Source organism: Emticicia agri (assembly GCF_004168285.1).
GTDB classification, from domain to species: Bacteria; Bacteroidota; Bacteroidia; order Cytophagales; family Spirosomataceae; genus Emticicia; species Emticicia agri.
The window spans coordinates 1-21,211 of the sequence record NZ_SEWF01000053.1; the positions used below are offsets into that span (position 1 = coordinate 1).

The 21,211-nt window shown below is 38.6% G+C and carries 16 protein-coding genes; 12 read left to right on the forward strand and 4 right to left on the reverse strand.

Annotation, left to right across the window (positions count from 1 at the left end):
* Positions 1-357 precede the first annotated feature (357 nt).
* From EWM59_RS23345 to EWM59_RS23370, 6 genes are all read left to right on the forward strand, one after another.
* Entirely contained in the window at positions 358-1,419 is a 1,062-nt protein-coding gene (locus EWM59_RS23345) for a DNA cytosine methyltransferase (protein ID WP_130023667.1), read from the forward strand.
* A complete protein-coding gene (locus tag EWM59_RS23350; protein WP_130023668.1) occupies positions 1,419-2,537 on the forward strand; it encodes an HD domain-containing protein in 1,119 nt (372 codons plus the stop codon). Before EWM59_RS23345 ends, EWM59_RS23350 begins: the two co-directional genes overlap by 1 nt.
* Entirely contained in the window at positions 2,521-4,302 is a 1,782-nt protein-coding gene (locus EWM59_RS23355; protein ID WP_130023669.1) for an ORC-CDC6 family AAA ATPase, read from the forward strand. The genes EWM59_RS23350 and EWM59_RS23355 overlap by 17 nt, the downstream gene beginning before the upstream one ends.
* A gap of 12 nt (positions 4,303-4,314) precedes the next feature.
* A complete protein-coding gene (locus EWM59_RS23360; protein ID WP_130023670.1) occupies positions 4,315-5,283 on the forward strand; it encodes a hypothetical protein in 969 nt (322 codons plus the stop codon).
* 287 nt (positions 5,284-5,570) lie between these two features.
* Entirely contained in the window at positions 5,571-5,906 is a 336-nt protein-coding gene (locus EWM59_RS23365; protein WP_130023671.1) for a PadR family transcriptional regulator, read from the forward strand.
* Positions 5,903-8,584: an ABC transporter permease gene (locus EWM59_RS23370; protein ID WP_229239423.1), complete on the forward strand. Its 2,682-nt coding sequence runs from the start codon at positions 5,903-5,905 to the stop codon at positions 8,582-8,584. The genes EWM59_RS23365 and EWM59_RS23370 overlap by 4 nt, the downstream gene beginning before the upstream one ends.
* Before the next feature lie 147 nt (positions 8,585-8,731).
* Here EWM59_RS23370 and EWM59_RS23375 read toward each other — a convergent pair whose 3' ends face one another.
* Complete coding sequence (locus EWM59_RS23375) at positions 8,732-10,186, reverse strand: tail fiber domain-containing protein (protein ID WP_130023672.1); 1,455 nt, start codon at positions 10,184-10,186, stop codon at positions 8,732-8,734.
* Positions 10,187-10,419: 233 nt separating this feature from the next.
* A complete protein-coding gene (locus tag EWM59_RS23380; RefSeq protein WP_130023673.1) occupies positions 10,420-10,989 on the reverse strand; it encodes a putative glycolipid-binding domain-containing protein in 570 nt (189 codons plus the stop codon).
* A gap of 329 nt (positions 10,990-11,318) precedes the next feature.
* On the opposite strand from EWM59_RS23380, the gene EWM59_RS23385 reads away from it, so the two are divergent.
* From EWM59_RS23385 to EWM59_RS23395, 3 genes are all read left to right on the forward strand, one after another.
* Positions 11,319-11,717 (forward strand): hypothetical protein, encoded by a 399-nt coding sequence (locus EWM59_RS23385; RefSeq protein ID WP_130023674.1) that lies wholly within the window; start codon positions 11,319-11,321, stop codon positions 11,715-11,717.
* A 90-nt stretch (positions 11,718-11,807) separates the two neighbouring features.
* On the forward strand, positions 11,808-13,472 hold the full coding sequence (locus tag EWM59_RS23390) for a serine hydrolase domain-containing protein (protein ID WP_130023675.1): 1,665 nt from the start codon (positions 11,808-11,810) through the stop codon (positions 13,470-13,472).
* A 188-nt stretch (positions 13,473-13,660) separates the two neighbouring features.
* The gene (locus tag EWM59_RS23395; protein WP_130023676.1) at positions 13,661-14,035 is read left to right on the forward strand and encodes a hypothetical protein; all 375 of its coding nucleotides are present in this window, start codon (positions 13,661-13,663) and stop codon (positions 14,033-14,035) included.
* Positions 14,036-14,040: 5 nt separating this feature from the next.
* On the opposite strand, the gene EWM59_RS23400 is transcribed toward EWM59_RS23395, so the two are convergent.
* Positions 14,041-15,348: a vanadium-dependent haloperoxidase gene (locus EWM59_RS23400; RefSeq protein WP_130023677.1), complete on the reverse strand. Its 1,308-nt coding sequence runs from the start codon at positions 15,346-15,348 to the stop codon at positions 14,041-14,043.
* Between the two features lie 451 nt (positions 15,349-15,799).
* Here EWM59_RS23400 and EWM59_RS23405 point away from each other — a divergent pair, with 451 nt between their 5' ends.
* The 3 genes from EWM59_RS23405 (at position 15,800) to EWM59_RS23415 (ending at position 20,524) form a co-directional block, all read left to right on the forward strand.
* Positions 15,800-16,852, forward strand: coding sequence for a sensor histidine kinase (locus EWM59_RS23405; RefSeq protein ID WP_130023678.1), 1,053 nt, complete (start codon positions 15,800-15,802; stop codon positions 16,850-16,852).
* On the forward strand, positions 16,845-17,531 hold the full coding sequence (locus tag EWM59_RS23410) for a LytR/AlgR family response regulator transcription factor (protein WP_130023679.1): 687 nt from the start codon (positions 16,845-16,847) through the stop codon (positions 17,529-17,531). The genes EWM59_RS23405 and EWM59_RS23410 overlap by 8 nt, the downstream gene beginning before the upstream one ends.
* A 434-nt stretch (positions 17,532-17,965) precedes the next feature.
* Positions 17,966-20,524, forward strand: a complete 2,559-nt coding sequence (locus EWM59_RS23415; protein WP_229239424.1) for a TonB-dependent receptor — start codon at positions 17,966-17,968, stop codon at positions 20,522-20,524.
* Between the two features lie 330 nt (positions 20,525-20,854).
* Here EWM59_RS23415 and EWM59_RS23420 read toward each other — a convergent pair whose 3' ends face one another.
* A complete protein-coding gene (locus tag EWM59_RS23420; RefSeq protein ID WP_130023681.1) occupies positions 20,855-21,211 on the reverse strand; it encodes a hypothetical protein in 357 nt (118 codons plus the stop codon).

Consider the following 21,211-nt stretch of genomic DNA (forward strand, 5'->3'; position numbering starts at 1 on the left):
GGGCCTCTGAGGGCATTGGATTATGAGTTTAGAATTAGATTATAAATCAAAAATAATGTTTCTTTTCTCTCAGACTCTCCCCTATAGCCAGGACCCTTGCCCTCAGAGTCCCCTTTCTAAGCTTTGGCAAAGCACACGGGAGACTCCCTTTAGATATTTGCCCAAAATGACTTAATTTGGCAATCAGTAGAACTCATAGACTCATTTCTTGTAATTATATACCGTCTATTAAAAAAGATTAAGATAATTATATTAGACAATTTTATTTACATTTTATATATTTGCTTTTCTCTTTTTATTTTTCGTAACTTGACAAGTTTTGCTATCTTATACCTCCAAGATTTTCCCTTTTGACTTATGAGACTAAATGCAATAGATATTTTTAGTGGTGCTGGCGGATTAAGTGTAGGAGCTCTAATGGCAGGCATTAACATTAAAGTAGCTATTGAATCTGATGAATTTGCGGCTGAATCTTTTAAAATCAACCATCCTAAAGCAGAAGTAATATGTGATGATATTGCAAAGGTCAAATTAAATAAAAAGTATAATGACATATTTGTACTTTTTGGGGGGCCGCCATGTCAAGGATTTTCAACTTCAAACTCCAAAACAAGGAATACAGACAATACGAATAATCTACTATTTTATGAATATATAAAAAAAGTAGCAGAAGTAAAGCCTTTATGGTTTGTATTCGAGAATGTTGAGGGGATAACATCATTTGAAGATGGGCTAGTTGTTGAAACGCTCAAAAATGAGTTTGGGAAACTAGGCTATAAAACTACAGAAGAAGTTCTAATTGCATCAGATTATGGAGTTCCTCAAAATAGAAACCGTTTTTTTATGGTCGGTAATAGATTAGGTATTGAGTTTAAGTTTCCCGAAAAAAACGACAAGAAAGTTACCGTTGAAGAAGCTTTATCAGATTTGCCGTCTTTAGAGAATGGCTCCAATATTAACCAACTACCGTACAAACAAACTAAGGCTAGTAAATATGCTTTAATGATGAGAGGGGATTCAAAATTTGCCACACAAAATTATGTCTCCAGAAGTAATGAATATGTAATTGAAAGGTATAAGAGAATACCACCAGGACAGAATTGGAGAGCTATTCCAAATGAACTGATGATGAATTACACAAACACTAAGAATTGTCATAGTGGCATTTACAAAAGATTGAATCCTAATGCTCCCTCTGTAGTAATAGCTAACTATCGAAAAAATATGCTAATACACCCATTTGAAGATAGAGGTTTATCCGTAAGAGAAGCCGCAAGACTACAGAGTTTTCCCGATAACTTCATTTTTAAAGGAAGTTTATCATATCAACAACAACAAATTGGGAATGCTGTTCCTCCATTATTGGCTAAAGCTATTTTCAAACAAATAATTAGTCAAACCAAGAAAAATAGAATTTGATGAATATTGAGACTGAATTTCTTAAATTTAAGTATACCGATGATTCATTTCCAGATTATGCTAGGAAAAATTATATCAGTATTTATAATGTTCTAAAAACACAATTTGATACTCAAATTCACCCTGAAATTAAAACTAAAATTTTAGAAATTGAAAAGAGCGGCTTTTATAATGATCATGGAGTAGACCATATAAAAATGGTAGTGGATAGAGTTTCCAGATTAATTAGCCTTCTAAATCCAACCTTTAAGAAAATAGAATCTAAAAATAAAAATTTAGAAAAATTTTATATTTCTCCGTATGAAATTTTCATACTACTTATGGCTATAAACCTTCACGATGCAGGTCATTTAATAGCAAGTCGAGATGACCATGCTAAGAAGGGAACTGAATTATTGTCAAGATTTGATAGTGCCGACCTTTTAGATAGAGGAGAAAAAATTGCAATTGGTAAAATTGCGAAAGTTCATGGAGGGAAGGATGACCCAATCAGTCGTCTTGAACCAGTACTCTCTTTATCTAATTCAAATATAAGACCACAATTTTTAGCTGCGCTGTTAAGGTTAGGGGATGAATTGGCTGAAGATAAGTCTAGGGCTTCAAATCTTCTTTTAAAGTTAAAAGACGAAAATACTTACGACAAGGAAACGATTATGGATCCTACAAGTGAGCTTTATCATAGGTTTTCCGCTTGTTTAGATTCTATTAGTTTAGATAATCATGAAATTAAATTACATTTTTATGTTTTAGAGGACCAACTACTTAGCGAGTATCCTAAAGTGATAAACAAAAAGGGTGACATAATAAATCAGTTCCTTTTAGATGAGATTTATAAAAGAACATTAAAAACATTTACTGAAACTCTTTATTGTAATAGGTACTTCCCAGCTAGTATGAGGTTTAATTCTGTTATAGGTGAAATACATTTGCTAACCAAATATCAAGAAGAAATTCATGAACCGATTAAATTTTTCTTAAAGGAAAATGGTTATCCTTTATTACAAAGTGATGATATTTTTGAATTATGCGGAAAAGACCTTATTAAATCAAATGGTGATAAAATAGATGGTAATTATATAGCAAACTTAATTAAGACAAGAAATGGTCAACCCATTTGAAGTTAATACTCCTGAAGGCATCTTAGCAAAAGATGTTCATGAACTTTTTGTAGATGTATTCTCAGATTTCCATCAAGTTCCTAAAGTTGGACATACTTTTTTAAATGGTCCCAGAGGATCTGGAAAAAGTATGATGTTTAGATATATGATGCCTGATTGTCAAATCATTGAAAAAGGATGCCTGCTAAACGAATTAGATTATTTTGCCCTTTATGTACCAATAAAGTTAACAGATTTAAATAACAAAGAAATTGAGAAGTTAAAAACTAATTCATACGTATATATAAACGAGCACTTATTGACTACTTTTATCGCAATTAAATGTTTTAAAAGTTTATTGATCTTCGATAATGAAATAAATAATCTTCTCAATGAATTTAAAGATTTTTATCAAGAAGTTTTTTTATGGCATTTGGATATTGCTGGATTTGATATTAAAGAATCAAAAAAAGAGTATAGCAGTACTAAAGATTATATTACTGCAATAATCAAATTGCTCGACAGAATTTATAGGGAATGTTTATTGTACTGTAAACGCTCATTAGATGAGTATAAGCCTTATAAAGGCCCATTAATGAGTTATCTTGACTTTCTATTTCCAATTTTACAAGCATTAAGAGAATTATCTTTTTTCCCAGAACATAAACCGTTTTACATCTTAATCGACGATGCGGGTTATCTAAATGAAATTCAAACTCAAATTCTCAATACCTGGGTATCATATAGAACTTCAAATGAAGTTAGTTTGAAGATTTCTACCCAATTAGATTATAAAAGTTATAAAACTATTACTAATAAAACTATAGACTTTCCACATGATTATTCTCAAGTAAATATTGCAACGCTTTATACTACTTCGCATAATACTTATTATAAGAGAATAAAGGATATAGTCAAAAAACGTTTAAAAACCTATTTTGATAAAGAAGTAGAACCACGAAGTTTTTTCCCAGCCAACCAAAAACAAGAAGAGGCAATAAATGAATTAAAAATTAAACTTAAAGAAGATTATTATGACCCTGAAAAGAGTCATGCCGCAGGAGACGCTTCAAGAAGATATGCATCTTCAGAATATATAAAAGCGCTAAAAAAAAGTAGGTCTGGTTCAACTTTAAGTTATGCAGGATTTGATAACCTAGTGGATATTTCATCTGGAATTATTCGCCATTTTTTAGAACCAGCTTCTATAATGTTTTCTGAATTTATTGCACAAAACTCTAATGTTTCAAAAAAAATTCCTGATTATATTCCTGAAAATATTCAAAACGAAATTATACAAAATTATTCTAAAAAATTTTTAGATGATGAGTTTGTTAAAATTAAAGAGGTACATATAAAAAAAGAAGGAGAGAAATTGAGTAAAGCCGATAAACTTCACAATTTAATAACTGGTCTTGGAGAAATATTTCATTTGATTTTTACTTCAGATAAGGCGGAAAGGATTGTTTTTTCAGTTGCATTAAATGATGCGCCTAATGATGAACTTCAAGACATCCTTGATTTAGCCGAGCATTATGGTTATTTGCATAAAAGTACAATTGGTAATAAAATGGGAACAGGGAGATCTCGCTTATATGTTTTAAGTAGGACTCTGGCTCCTTATTTTAGGCTAGATCCAGCAGGATTTAAAGGATATCAGTTTATGAATAGTAGTATGTTAAGTATTTGTTTAACTAATCCAAGGAGATTTGTAAGTGAAATGAAAAAAGAAATTAATAATGATAAAGATACTATACAGTTGGATATATTTGATGAAGAAAGCTAAGCAAATACTATCATGAAAATTAATGACATAAATACTTACTTAGAAAAAATTGATTTATTTATCTTTTCTTCAGGTTTTGAAAAGAGGTCAACTAAATTAGGTAAAAATTTAAAGTCAAGATTAGTTAAAAATTCTGTGGTTTTTCATTTGAATGATACATACAATATTTCATTTAAACATTTAGAAAGCGTAAAAGATAATCTACCTAATACGGAAATAGTTAAATATCCTAAAAATGAACCTTTGGAGACTTTCGATATCTTTCTTAATGAAATATATACATTTATAAAAGATAAATACCGTACTAAGAAGCTTAAGATAGTAATAGATGTAACAGCCTTTACTAGAGAAGTCCTTTTGATTTTAATTAAAATTTTCAGTTTAAGAGAATTAAACAAGAGGATTGATTTAGTTCTAGTTCACACACCTGCAATTAGTTACTCTGAACCAAATGAGAATTTATGGTTAACCAAAGGTATACGTGAAATAAGATCAATTATTGGGTATTCCGGTTTACATTCTCCTGCGAAAAAATTAATGCTTATCATATTAAATGGTTTTGAAGAAGAACGAGCAGAAAGAATTATTGAAGCGTTTGAACCTTTTAAATTAATTTTAGGTAAACCTTCTCAAACGGGTTCATTATCTAGTAATTTAGAAAAGATAGCAGTGGAAAAATATGAGCAAATCAAATGTAATTATCAAACCTTAATTGAAAAAGAGTTTGAATTTTCATGTCACGATATTAATATAACTAAAGAGGAAATAATTAAAATATATAATAAGTATCATGATGAATATAATATTGTCATTTCTCCATTAAATAATAAAGTTTCTACAATTGCAGTTGCTATCGCAGCACTTGAGTGCGATGAAATACAAGTTTGTTATGCTTCAGCCAATCAATATAATATAGATGCTCCTCATGAAGCTTGTGATTATTATCTTTGTTATAATTTTTACGAATTTCTTTCAATGTAAAAAAACAGTCTAATTTTTTTCATATATCTAAATCATTAGATTCTTATATTCCCTCAGACTCTCACAAGTCACATAAGGCTCTCTCTATCAAATTCCTCTGCTAAGCTTTGGCAAAGCACATGAAAGCCTCCGATGTAACAAAAGAACTGTATAATTTCCCCCTCGCTCCAACAAACCAATCAACCTAAAATCCATTCCCCCCCCCTCAAAACTATTTTACATACAAAATAAGAATTAATCATTTTATTTTACATACATTTACAGAATAAATCATTTTTCTGATTGCAATGAAAGGAACAAACTTAGGAGAGTTTGAAGAATTAGTGCTCTTATGCATAGCTGCTTTGGTGAGCGATGCCTATAGCGTAGCCATTTGCGATGAACTAAGCAAACATACGGGTCGCACTGTCAGGCTCGGGATTGTGCATGCGGTTTTGAGTCGCCTGGAAGAAAAAGGACTGGTAAACAGTCGTTTAGGTGAAGCTACCAGTACCCGAGGCGGTAAACGGAAACGCTTTTATGAAGTAACCCACGCCGGAAAAGCGGCCTTGCTCAAAGCCAAAGAAGCCCGTGAAGCACTCTGGCGTATTATTCCGGGCTTTAATCTAGAGGGTTCAATATGAGACTGTTTAACACTACCCCCACCTCACCCCACAAACAAACAGGAAAGGGAGTCATTGAGCCCCCCAGACTGGCACAACGCCTGTTAGCCTGGTATTGCCGGACAGAAATATTAGAAGACCTGCAAGGTGATTTATACGAATATTTTGACCGTAATGTAGAAACCAAAGGCATTACCCGTGCCAGATTGATTTACTGGATTGATGTACTGAAATTTTTCCGGCTATACACCGTTCGTGAACCCAGCTTTACCACTTTTTACATATACATAATTATGATTAGCAGCTATTTTAAAACATTCAAACGTAGCCTGGTACGCAACAAGCTATTCTCATTTATCAACATCTTCGGGTTGGCCGTCAGTATTTCAGTAGGATTGCTGGTAGTAGCATTTTTGGTTGATTTACGGTCTTACGACGATTTGCATGCCAAAAAAGACCGGATTTATCGGGTAGTCAGTACTTATCAGCTATCTACTCAGTCGCCTATGGAATTTGCATCTACCTCTATCAAAGCAGGGAAGCGAATCCGGGAAGCTATTACAGGTTTTGAAGACCTTACGATTATCCGTACAGGTTTTTATGGAGACGCACAAGTAGGCGACAATTATCTGCCATTAAATGCCACCTGGGCCGATGAGTCTTTCTTCAAAGTATTTTCGTTCCCGCTATTGAAAGGAGACCCCGCTACTGCCTTGAAAGAACCTTATTCATTGATTCTGACTGAAAAAACAGCTGCCAAGCTATTTGGCCATGCCGAGGCTTTAGGCAAAACTGTCAGGTTCGATACAGTAAATTATGTGGTAACAGGCGTAGCAGCCGATGTAAGTAAATTCTCACACCTGCGTTTCGAGGCCCTTGTCTCTTTTTCTACGGTAGATGCAACCGTTGGCAAAGGTGATCCGGGTTTTTATAACTGGACCAACATCTGGCAGAATTATGTGTATCTAACTTTACCCGAAAACACCGATAGCCAAACGCTGACAACCAACCTCGCCGGGCTATCAGTACAAGAAAACAAAGCCCTGAAAGACCTGAAGATTGATGTAGGTTTGCAACCGCTTAAAGAAATTACCCTCGGTAAAAGTCTATCAAACTCAGTTGGCCCTACCATGAAGCCTACGGTAATCTATTTTTTAGGCGGACTGGCCCTGGTGATTATCCTATCGGCCTGTTTCAATTATATGAATCTATCTATTGCCCGTGCATTGCGCCGGGCTCGTGAGGTAGGTATCCGTAAAATTATTGGTGCACCCGGCAGCCATATCTTTGGTCAATTCATGAGCGAATCGGTATTTACTGCGCTTCTATCCTTGTTTTTTGCCTTTTTCTTCTTTCTTTTCCTGCGAAAGCAGTTTCTTAATCTTGATACGCATGTGAGCGATGTGGCCTCTTTAGAACTCTCATTCAAGCTGATTGGCTATTTTCTGGTGCTGGCCGTAAGTGTAGGCATTGTAGCCGGGTTCTTTCCTGCTGTGTTTTTCTCACGCATCAATGCTTTACAGGTGGTCAAAGACCATTCAAAATTCAAGGTATTCCGCCACGTAAACATACGCAAGGGTTTGATTGTACTTCAATATACGCTGTCTCTGATATTCATTGCTACTACTATTATTGGCTATCGGCAGTATAAAGGTTTTCTGAATTTCGATTTGGGCTTTAAAACTGAAAACATTCTGAATATCAGTTTACAGAATAATAAGTCTGACTTACTCATCAAAGAATTAGCCGAAATCCCGACAGTAGAGGCGGTTTCAAGGTCCGCTATGGTTACCAGTGTAGGCAGTATGCAGGGTACGACTATTAAATACATTAATCCGAAATATAAGACCAAAGATTCTGCAATGGTATCGCTGAACGTCATAGACGGCAATTACTTACCATTGCATCAGCATAAGTTTGTAGCAGGTAGCAATTTTAAGTTACGCCCCAAAACCGGAGAAGAAAGTGAGATAATTGTGAATGAACAGGTATTGAAACGCTTTAATATTGCCGAACAGAATGCCCAGAAGGCGGTGGGAGAACAGGTGATGATGGACAACAAAAACCTGACTATTGTAGGGGTAGTAAAAGATTTTCATTATGGCACGATGGAGAATAAAATTGAACCTGTGGTTTTTCTTTATTCAACAGAAATGCCGTGGGGTTCGGCCAATGTGAAAATAAAAACCAACGATTTACCAGCTACGATGGCCGCCATTGAAAATGCCTGGCGGAAAATTGATAAAGTTCACCCGATAAAAGCTGAATTTTATGATGACCAGATTGAACAGGCATACGGTCAGTTTGAGGTCATGATAAAAGTCATAGGTTTTATCAGTTTCTTAGCCATCTGTATTGCTTCGTTAGGGTTGTTTGGTATGGTGGTATTTACCACAGAAACCCGCCTGAAAGAAATCAGTATCCGTAAGGTTTTGGGTGCTACTGAAGGCGGACTCATCTACTTATTGAGCAAAGGCTTTTTGATACTGTTAGGTATAGCTGCCTTTATAGCCCTGCCTGCTACTTATATTTTATTCGACAAAGTAGTATTAACCAAATTTGCCTATCATTTACCGATGCAGGTCTATGAATTTCTGTTGCCGCTTTTGGTTCTGATGGTTTTAGCCGCTATACTGATAGGCTCGCAAACCCTGAAAGCCGCCCGAAGTAACCCGGTGAAGAATCTGAAAACGGAATAGCAAAGGGCATGGCGCATGGGGCAGAGGGGTATTTTTTTGGATAAAGGAGAACGGAACACGGAAGAAAGGAGATTATTATCGCTCTCCTTGTTCCTTATTCCTTGTTCCTTATTCCTTGTTCCTATACCCTAACCTATATACGTTCTCTTATTTCTTCTCAATCATTTTCTTTAGTTCGTTTACTTCTTTTTGAAGCAATACCACCTGTTGCCCTTGCTGTTGAATAATGGCCTGTTGTTCCTGAATGGCTTTGATAGCCAGAACGCCAATGCGTGAGTAATCCATGGTATAAAACTTCTCTCCGGTATCGTTGCTTTGCTCATAAACAATTTCCGGAAAATACTGCAATGCTTCCTGTGCAAGCAGCCCTACTTCTGTTTTAGCCGATTTCAATCGCTTATAAGATTTTACCCCTAATTTCAGCAGATTATCAAGGGTATTCTCATAGGCATGAATATTGGTTTTCATATTGGCATCTGAAACCGTGGTGTAAGCCCCTGTATCAGGATTAAAGAAACCTAAGTTAACGCCTTTGTTATAGACTGATAAAGAACCTTTACCTACATTCTGGGTATAAAATGTCCAGCTATTCTGGTTAGGCCCAGTGTTTAGTATTCTCAGCCCACTCATGCCCTCCGTGGCCTGTATCGGGTGTCTTACTTCAAAATCAGCATGGGCATTGTTGGTATAGGCACCTCCGTAAGGTGTAATCTTTTGCGTCACCAACCCTGCACCATTGCCACTGGCATTGGTATTTCTGATATATCCCCCTGCCCCACCGCCATTGGTAACAGCCTCTAAAGCATTACCTGTATTGTTTGCATTGATATTTTCAAACTTTCCACCTACTCCTGTTCCTGCTGAAGATCCTACCTGTCCGTATACACCTATCCCATTTTTAGTATTGAATCCCTTTACCCCATAACCTGAGTCGTGGTTTACCCCCTCTACACCCCCATTATCCGGCGAGCTGCTACGACCCGCCACACCAGGCCCAACAGCATTATCACCCAATACCCCTGCTCCTACATCTGACGTTGATGTACCCCATATAGCAATACTATTTGTATTGGCAACTACACCTAAACCTTTACCACTATGAACCACATTAATGGCAGTTTTGTCATTTGCAACGTTAGTCAACTCAAGGTTTAAGCCTTTACCTATTCCCTTATGGTTTACATCTACCACTGTGTTTATATTATTCACATTATAAATTTCAAATTTTGCCGGAACCCCCGTAAAGGAAGAACTATATAAGCCTACGCCTGTATCCGATTGTGTAAAAGTACCGAAACCGCTGGCTGAATACCCTACTACCCCCCGGCCGGTCTGGCTTGAACCATATACACCATAGCCTTGTGCCTGATGAGAACCCCATACACCAATGCCAAAACTGCTGGTACCCATATTCATACCCCTTATAGCAGCCGAAAAAGCACCCTGATTGGGATTGCTCAATACCCCTTTAATGGCATAAGAATTGGCAGCATCGTTGTCATTGATAAAATCAGAAGTATTCGGCAATAAGGTGGCCGATTGGGCAAAAGCAAGCTGCGACAGGCCCAGACATAGGCCAGCCAATACGACATATTTTCTCATAATTTGTTTTTTTTTGATACAAATGTAGAGAGGAAAAATCGGCAGAAAATACTTGTTATCATTTTTTTGCTTTCAATTTTAGTAAACGGCAAAACCATTGATTACAATTTGAGTAAGCGGCAAAATCGGTTCAGTTCCTTGTTGCAAGGGGCATGGAGCAGAGGGCAAAGGGTAGAGGGTATTTTTTGGAGAACGGAACACGGAAAATAAAGATTGTAATCCCTCTCCTTGCCCTATGCTCTATGCCCCAACAAAGCTCTTCGCTCAAATAATGCCGGGTAATTTACTACCAATCCGTTGGCATCTACTGTAATGGCTGCCTCAAAATCGTTAGGCACGTTTTCATAATGATACACCTCTTCTTTCAGGCGAATGTATTTTTGTTGCACAGGCTTGAATTCTTCGGCTAATAAATCCAGATAAATGACATTGATAAGTTGGGTTTCGCCAATAGCTAATTTGAGTCTATTTATGGGCAAAGTATTGGTAAAAGGGGTAAGCGGAATATCTACATCTATACAACCGCCAAACTGCTGACAGACCTTTCCGTTCTTTCGCCAGTTGCCTTGTCCGTCTCCTTCCAGTTGCCAGTGTTGAGTCTGATGATTTACACGGCTTTCAATAGCTACAAATAGCGTTTCCCATGCAGCATTGGTTCTTATCTGGTAATCTATCAGGTAGATTTTACCTGCATATTGTCCCACAATGGTCGAACTTATCTCTGTGCCTTCCTCAGTAGTATCAATGAGGCAGTTTTCCAGAGACTCATATTCAATTCCTTTCCAGAGTATATGGGCTTCCATAGTTTTTTTACAGCAGGGTTTCAATGATAATAAACAATAATTCCGGCCGATTTGTTTAACAGTCCTATCAATCACACAATAGGTCACTATTGAAAACTTGTATTCTCATTATTTGAAATCGATTCAAGAAAACCTCCCCTGAACTTTGCGAACCCCTATCTGTTCCACCTGCCTGACTTATTCAATTGCTGGTGCTTACCTCATTTACAGAGCCGTTTATAAAAAGGTACATTGTTTTAGTGGCAGGTATTTTGTTATATTGCCTGTCAAAAGTACAAACATCCATTAGTTTTGCTCTGGATATGTATGCTGATTCTAACAAATGTACAATGAAAACTTTAACTACTATTTTGCTATTTATAGCATCACTGCCTATGTATGCGCAGGTCGATGACGTATATGTCAATCCTCAAATTCCTAATGCCTTTGTCGGAGGAGAGGACTCTTTAATGAAATACATAGATGCCCATTTTGATTTCTGCAAAAAAAGTCAGAACCTGTCAAAAACTGAATCTATCATTGCAAGATTTGTGGTAGAACCCAATGGCACTTATAGTAATCTGACTTTTATGACAAACAATGCAGAGACTACCCGACTAATGGTGAAAGAATTATTAGATAGCCTCCCCGAATGGAAACCGGGCACGGTTAAAGGAAAACCCGTCAGAAGCTACCGCCATTTAGCCATCAGATGCGAAAATGGTTTGAGGGTTAAGAAGGTGAGGTAGTGATTTCCCTAAAATCCCTCCCACATGCAACAAAAACCTTCGTATATTGTCTCTTAATTAACAGACTATCCGTAACCTTAACCTTGCCCTATGAAAAAACTATTATTGGTTGGTCATCTTGTTACACTACTTTCAATGAACCTGTCTGCACAAACGCAGAATGACTCACTGGCTATAAAAATAGATGCTATTTTTAAAAAATATGAAGGCAAAGACCGACCGGGCTGTGCCGTGGGTATCATCAAAAACGGTGTGCTTGTTTTTAAAAAAGGCTATGGAATGGCTAACCTCGAATATGATATTCCGAACACGCCCACGAGTGTTTTTGATATTGCTTCGGTATCCAAGCAGTTTGCCGGATATGCCATTGCCACGCTCCTGATCGAAAAAAAGATTGCCCTCGACGATGATGTCCATAAATACCTGCCAGATGTTCCCGATTTTGGCAAAACCATTACCATTCGCCATCTGGTGCATCATACCAGTGGTTTGAGAGACTGGCCACAAACCCTGCACGCCGCTGGCTGGCGCTGGGATGAAGTATTTTCTTTTGAAGATATTATGCGCATGGTTAAAAACCAGAAAGACCTCGATTTTGAGCCGGGTTTTAAGTATTCTTATTCTAACACAGGCTATAATCTGCTGGCCGCTATTGTAGAAAAAGTAACCGGAACGTCTTTCAGAGACTGGACAGATACGCATATTTTCAAGCCTTTAGGCATGAACTCCTCTCATTTCTTGGTCGACTATACCGAAGTGGTGAAAAACATGGCTTATTCATATTTTCCAAGCGACAAAGGATTTAAGAAAAGCGTTACTGCGCTAACGGCTTATGGGTCAAGTTCTTTGTTTACGACCGTAGAAGACCTTAGCAAATGGGCAATTCATTTCAATAAGTCTGTCAGCGATAAAAATCCGGTATTTATGCAAATGCTTGAAGAAGGCAAACTGAACAATGGCGGAGCCGTGAAATATGGCTATGGATTAGCTTATGGAAGCAATGAGGGATTCAGAACTATTTCTCATACAGGCGGATGGGCCAGTTACCAGACCGTATTAATGCACTATCCCGATCAGCAGGTTTCATTCATTATTTTAGGCAATTCGGGTGATTTTGATTTGGGCGGCTCTACCAATGAAGTAACTCGTGCCTTGTTACCTTTTCAGTCTAAACCTGCCGCAAAGCCTGCTGTAAGTGCAACTGTTAATAAAGATGCCCCTAATGTAAAAGTAGCTGAGTCTGTTCTGAAAAAGTACACCGGAGCCTTTCAGTTAGGGCCGGGGTGGGCGGTAACTATCACGCTCGAAAACGGACAACTTTTTACACAAGCCAACGGCGAAGCCAGATTCCCGATGGATAGTAAGTCTGATTCAACTTTCTGGATAAATGCCTATGGTGCTTCTATGACCTTTGTAAAAGACAGCAAAGGCGAGGTGAATCTGCTGAAATATAAATATATACAAGCCAAAAGAATTACTCCCTGGCAACCTGACAAAGCCCAATTTGAACAATATGCAGGTACCTACTTTAGTACTGAATTAGGTACTGAATATGCTATTACACATAGCGAGGGTCAATTAAAAATTAGTAATTTTCGGTTAGGTGATATTGATTTAGGCATAGACCCTACTACCGAAAACCAGTTTTCGTCAAGCGTTGGCAAGATTAGATTCTACAAAGATTCCCAGAACAAAATAGCCGGGTTTAAACTATCCGGTGGGCGGATACAGAATATAAAGTTTGAGAAAAGGTAGGAGAAAGGAACAAGGAGAATGGAGAAAGGAAGAAGAAAAAAATATTTTTTATCGACTCCTTGTTCCGTTCTCCGTGTTCCTTTCTCCGTCATTTAAATAAAATTTTTGCCTGTTTTTTTACCTGATTCCACTCTGGTCATTATTTCTGCCCTTAAATTGAGCTCGTATTTAATTCTCCGACAATCGCCATGAAGTTTTTATTCGCTTTTACTCTACTATTCTGCTCATTAATCGGGTTCAGCCAGACACCGGAAGAAAAAATTCCTTCGGTATGGATTGAAGGCATCACCATTAAAAAAGGTGACAGTATTAAATTAGGTAAAGGCTCAGGCAAAAAAGGCATCTTTGTCTTTATCAATACCACTGATACCAAAGGGATTCCTGCCAACTGGGCTAATAAACGGCTGATTGTAACAGATGTATTGAAAGCTCCGGGTAACGATAGTGTCAGGTATTCTATCAAACTGAAAGCCACTCCTACCCAGAGTTTCACCATGACTGATTTATACCTCGCCTTACAACAAAACGAAATTGTAGGAGTAAATAAACGAATGTTCTATTAGAATTGTCATTGCTTCGTCCACTGCTCCACAACAAATTTCCCTACATTTCTGCCTAATTGCAGACCAACTTCGTTGTCGGTGCGGAAGTGGATTCCGGCATAGAAACGTGATTCAGCACATTCTTCGGCCATTTGCTGAAACAATTTAGTATCAGCCGGAAAAAAATAAGACATCACCACGCTGGCGGTTGCTCCTCCGGCAGCATGACCTGACGGATAACCCGGAAACGGTGGTGTTGAAATAAGCGGTTTGTAACTGGTATCATACTGATTGGGTCTGATACCCCAATAGGCATATTTGGCGTCCATAATGGCAATAGCCGACTCGTGCGAAGCAGTTGACAATACGGCATAAATACGGGCTACTGTGGGGGCATCATAAGCAATACCATATTCAAACATCTTTTGTCCGGCCAGTTCAAACCAGTTGGTAGAGGTATTAGCCCAGTAATAAGCAATAGAATTACTTCTGAAAGTCTGCTTAAAATTCCGCATTTCCTGCATATCTTTTTCAAAATCAGGTGGTGGCAACGGTCTGAACTGGTTATTGGTCTGCAAAAACTGAGGTGTAAAAGTAGCCAGTGTAATACCCAACGGGTATTTTCCAGTCCATTTTTTAGGGTCTTTGTTCATTTGTCCGTCCCATTGTTTATCCGACCCATCGTGTTTGGCTTTTTCTATAATTTGTAAAGCTACCTGCTCGCCCAGTTTCCAGCCTGCTTCAGTATCACTCGGAAACTGTACACCTGCCTCAATACGCGACTGCATGGCTGTTCGAGCCAGCTGCATAATAGAATCAGCCTTTTTCGGAAAGAAATATGCCAGCACATGGGCTGCGGCCGAGGCCGTTACTGAATGTTCGCAAGGGTAAGCATAGGTTGCAGGAGCGTTCACCAATGGCACCACAGAAGCATCTATTTCGTGCGGACGTTTCCGTTTGTATTTCAGTTTTTCTTTCCAGGCCAGCACGGTGGCATCATAAATAGCCAGATTTACCCACGAACCCGGTATTCTGAGCTGAGACTCGGGGTACTCGTCAACCATATTAATAATTATCTGATTCCATCGGTAAGCAGGTGCTCCGGCATTCCAATACCTGATGTTCTCCCGTTTTTTATCATTCACTGCGCTCATGGCTTGCTTAATGGTCTGTATTTCGGTCTTTGGCTTCGCAGGCGGGGCAGCAATTCTTATCTGTTGAGGGTTGGCCAATTGCCAGAGTTTCCAGTTAGCGGCTGCATAAGAAGGTTTGTCTTGTGCATGTGTCAAAACCTGAATAAAGGTGAGTGCAAGCATACATATCAGCTGTTTCATAAGTAATGTTTTTTTTTAAAGTTTATAAAGAACCTGTTTAAACTTTTTATTTACTGACGAGAATGAGCGATTTTTTAATCAGATGAGATTATTTGTTGAGTGCGTAGCAGAGCTACGGACGAAATAAATAAGCGAAATATGATTGAAAAATAACCATTCGTAGTCGAAAGAAATAAGTTTAAACAGGTTCAAAGTTTTTCAGTAACCTGATGCAATGATAAACCAATAAAAAATACCCATAAAGCCGATGTCAACACACAACAGAAAAGCGTAAACAAATGACAGAATTACGTCAACAACCCTACAAATCCGGTAAACCAAAATGGCCGATTCAGCCCTGTTTACCTGATGCTACAATTTTTTTGATGGAGTTTTTTTTAGTTATTTGTACGAGGTTGAAGTGGGTATTATACCATTAGTCAGATGAATACATGGGTTACCAGTTAATAGCATGCTTAAAAAAATCAATATAAAAAATCTCAGGCTCTATTTATGGATAGGTGTGGTCTACTGCGGGCTGGCTGTATTAGCTGATTTAGCACGAGACCCAAAAACAATCGGATTAAGTTTCCTCAACGATGTGTGGCGGACTATTTATATTGTAGGCATCAGCATACTGTTGTATGAATATATCGTTCCTTACATCAGGGCGAAAAAAGGGTTTCTGAAAAAAATAATCCTTTCCATACTTACCCTATTCCTATACATTTTCTTTTTCTCGTTGGGTATGTATGCCTGGCGAGGCATCGGCATTGTGCTGAATATATTTACGCCATTCACCGAATTTGCTTCCATGTCTGAAGGTACGTCTGAATTATTCGGACTAAGCCTGTTTTCGGTCATTTTCTTTGGCATTATCAGACACTTTTATAACCATTCGCAGTTACGACGCAAAGCCCGGCAATTGCAGATAGAGAAACAGGAAGCCGAACTGAATTACCTGAAATCGCAGACCAATCCGCATTTTTTGTTTAATACGCTCAATAATATTTATGCACTGGCAAGAGATAAGTCAGACCTTGCACCTGAATCTATTCTTCGGCTCTCTAAAATCTTACGCTTCATGCTATACGAAACATCGGGCGCATACATAGCACTTGAACAGGAATTAAAAATCATTGATGATTATATTGCGCTCGAACAACTACGGTATGACGAAACCTTGCAGGTTAATTTCAATTATGATATTGAAAATAGGAAGCAAGCCCTGCCGCCACTTTTGCTGATGCCTTTGATTGAAAACGCTTTCAAGCATGGTGTTTCTGAAACCCGCAGCCAGCCTTTTGTATATGTTCATTTGTCGGTGCGAAACCGACAGCTACTATTCAATGTCAGAAACTCTTCTGAGGTTTATGCCGATGAGGTAGCTGTAAAAGAGAATATCGGTTTATCTAACCTACGCCGTCAGTTAGAATTACTTTATACCGATTACAAGCTCACCGTGCAGCAAAGCCAGTCGGTATTTACAGCCATTTTAAAAATCAACTTAGCCAGCCATGTCTAAACTCCATTGCATTATTATAGAAGATGAGCCATTAGCTGTAAAAATTCTGAGCGACTACATAGCAGAAGTGCCGTTTCTTGATTTACAGGCCACTTTCAAAGATGCCATTCTGGCTACCGAGTATCTCCATACACATACACCCGACCTTATTTTTTTAGATATACATCTGCCTAAACTCAAAGGCATGGCCTTTCTGAAAACCCTTCTCCATCCTCCGGCAGTGATTATCACAACCGCCTACCACCAGTATGCCGTTGAGGGTTTCAATCTGAATGTAAGCGATTATCTGCTGAAACCTTTTGAGTTTGAGCGGTTTTTAGTGGCTGTGAATAAGGTAAAAACAGCAAATAAAGAAAAGCTGACCGATACTCAGGAACCTAAAGACTTTATTTTTCTGCATGTGCAGAAGAAAAAAGTAAAAATTCTGTTTGCTGACATTCTGTATATCGAGAGTCAGCGGGAGTACATCAGGATTGTTACGCAGAAAAACACGTTTGTTTCCAAAATGAGTACGCACGAAATCGAAGCATTGCTGCCTCCTGCCCTGTTCAAGCGCATTCACCGCTCTTTTATTGTGTCCCTCAACAAAATCGACTCATACACTGCCGAAATGGTAGAACTCAACGGTATCTCAATTCCTATCGGCCGTGGGTATAGAGAGGTTTTGGAAGGATTGTGAAAATGGTCTTGAACTGTGATTTAGCTGATTAAGCTGATGTTTATTTCTTGAACTATGATTAAACCGTGCGGCGTCCGCTGATTTTATGATTTCACTGATTTAAAATCAATTTTCACAAAATCATCTTCAAATAATATCAGCGAAATCAGGTTAATCAGCTAAATCAAAGTTCAAGACGTAATTTTCCCAAGATTCTATATGATTTATTAAAGAATATTACAAATAATTATCCTACTAATTTGGTAGAGTATATAGATATACTATTTTTGTGCCATCATTCAATTAATCACATTCTGTATGAACAAAGTCTGTTGTATTTCATCACACTTTTACGGCTAAATCATCACCTTAAAAAATACCCGTAAAAACCAAAAACGGGCTGCTAACAATCAATCATCACTATGCGACAAAATTCTATATTTATGAAGAAAATTATGAAATCCTCCTTTCTGATAGGTCTGCTGTTATTACCTTTCTTTGTTTCAGCACAGAACGAACCTATTGTGAATGCCACTGTTACAGGCAAAGTAATTGACGGCAGTACCAATGAGCCATTGATTGGTGCAACGGTTTCTATCAAAGGAACAACCAATGGTGCTGCTACCGATGCCAACGGAGACTTTGCCCTGATTACAGGTCAGAAACTCCCTTTTACTTTAATTGTATCGTATGTCGGCTATATTAAAAAAGAACTGGTTATCAGCGAAAGCAAAGTAGAAATCAGACTCGATGCCACACCGAATCAACTGAATGATGTGGTGATTACCTCCCGTCGTCGTTCAGAATCGGCGCAGAATGTACCGCTTCCTATCTCTATTGTGAGAGGCGTGGCTGTGGAAGATGCCGGAGCTTTCAACGTAAACCGTCTGAAAGAATTAGTACCAAGTGTACAACTCTATGCCTCTAATGCCCGTAACACGACTTTAAATATCCGTGGGTTAGGTTCTACTTTTGGTCTCACCAACGATGGCATTGACCCGGGCGTAGGTTTCTATGTAGATGGGGTCTATTATGCCCGTCCGGCCGCTACTGCCCTTGATTTTATTGACATCGACCAGGTAGAGGTATTGCGTGGCCCACAGGGTACACTTTTCGGAAAAAATACCACTTCCGGTGCCTTTAATATTACCTCTCGCCCTGCTAATTTCGAACCGGGTGCCAGTTTCGAATTAAGCTATGGTAACTATGGCTATATTCAGGCAAAAGCGTCTGTAACAGGGCCGATAAGCAAAAAATTAGCGGCAAGAATCTCGTTCTCGGGTACACAACGTAATGGTACTATCTTTAATGTACACAACAACCAGTATATCAACGATATTAATAATACGGGTGTAAGAGCCCAGTTGCTTTACTCGCCAAGCGATAAAGTAAAAATTACCTTTATCGGCGATATTACCGACCAGAAACCAAACGGTTATGGCTGGGGTATTGCAGGTGTAGTAACCACCAAACGTGCGGCGTATCGTCAGTTTAATGCCATCATTGCTGATCTGAACTATACCTTACCGTATTCGAGCGCCTTTGAAAGAAAGGTTGATTTGGATACGCAATCAAAAGCAGATAACCAATTGGGTGGTGTTTCGGCCAATGCAGATATTAAAATCGGTAACGGAACTTTGACTTCGACTACTGCCTATCGTTACTGGAAATGGGTACCACTAAACGACCGTGATTATACGGGCTTACCGATTTTCACTGTTTCGTCAGGTAATTCAGTACACGACCAATGGTCGCAGGAAATCAGATATGCAGGTAAAGTTTCATCAAAAGTAAGTGGGGTTATCGGAGCATTCGGACTCTGGCAGGATTTGAACTCAGACCCTGTACAAACCGAAGAAGCGGGTTCGGCACAATGGCGTTTTGCGCAAAGTTCTACCAGTGCGTTATGGAAAACACCGGGTTTATTTGATAACTTCGGTATCCGTACAACCAACCGTATTCAAAGCACCAGTTTAGCCGTATTTACTCAGGTTGACTGGTCTGTTACAGACAAATTCCATATCTTACCGGGTATCAGATACAACTACGACAAAAAAGTAGCTGATTATAAACGTGAAACTTATGGCGGTCTGCAAACAACCGACCCGGCTTTGATTGCCTTGAAAAACGGGATTTATACCAACCAGTCATTTAACAATACCGCAGAAGCGGGCAATTTCTCAGGAGGATTGACTGCCCAATACCGTTCAAGCGACAGATTCAATGCCTTTGCTACTTATTCAGTAAGCTATAAACCTGTCGGCATTAATATTGGTGGATTACCAACCGCCAGTGGCAGGGTTCTGATTGAATTGGCTACCGTAAAACCTGAGTTTGTTACACACAAAGAAATTGGCATCAAAACCAAACCAACGCCTAATTCAATTATCAATCTGACTATTTATGATACCGATATTAAAGACTATCAGACACAGGTACAAACCCCTGAACCTGGTGTAAACAGAGGGTATCTGGCCAATGCTGAGAAAGTGCGTGTATTTGGTGCTGAATTAGATGCAAGCCTGCGGGTAAATAACAACTTATCATTCAATGGTGCAATTGCCTACACAGACGGCAAATATGTTTCTTTCAAAAATGCGCCGGTGCCTTTAGAAGAAGTTGGTGGCGAACAAGCGTTTAAAGATGTTTCGGGTGGACGACTACCGGGTATCTCTAAATGGGCAGGTTCGGTAGGCGGAGAAGGAACGGTAAAAGGTGGATTCTTCGGCCTGAAAGGTAATTACTTCCTGGGTATTGATACGTATTTTCGTACGCACTTCTCTTCAAGCCCTTCACCTTCTCAATTCCTGAACATTGAGGGTTACAACCTGACTAATGCCCGTCTGGGTTTCAGAGCCTCTAATGGAATTACCTTATTTGTATGGAGCAGAAACTTATTCAATGCCGATTACTACGAGCAATTATTGGCTGCTCCGGGTAGCGCAGGTAACTATGCAGGTATCATCGGCGACCCTCGCACCCAAGGTGTAACTTTAAGATATACGTTTAACTAAGCATTATACTTAGCAATTACGCGTGCCACATCTATACTCGGACAGTATGGGTGTGGTATGTTTGTGTTTGAGGGGTAGGCCGTTTTTGAATTGATAATAATGTCTTTTATTGTTTGTAAATGCCGTTCAAAGAATGGCTTACATAGCGACTGAATGAATATTCAGCCGAACCAGGGGTAAGCCGTTTTTAAATTGATGATAATATCATTTATTATTTGTAAATGCCGTTCAAAGAACGGCTGACACAGCGACTGATTGGACAATCAGCCGAACGGGCGAAGCCGTTCAGCCCCGCTTTTGGCAATAACTTGTTATGGAAAGTCATTTGTGTCATCGTGCTAAAAGTCCTATAATTAATGCAACAATACCCCCCAGAAATGAATATAGCATATCGTGTCCCAAACCTTTTCCACTTGCAAATCTGACTAAAAGTACTTTGGTTAATATGGGTCCTAAAATATAGACAACAGCAAGATTAATAAAAAATACTGCCACCCAATGATATTCAAATATAATTGTAAATGGAATTACCGGAAGAATGAAACCACTAACCCACGGTATTGCGGACATAATTGGATCTCTTGTATACATAGGTCTGTCAAATTGGTCTCCACTGTTAATAGCCATATGAATGCCAAATGTCGCAATGAATAATATTATAGAAACAATTAAGAAAAAAGTTGCCAT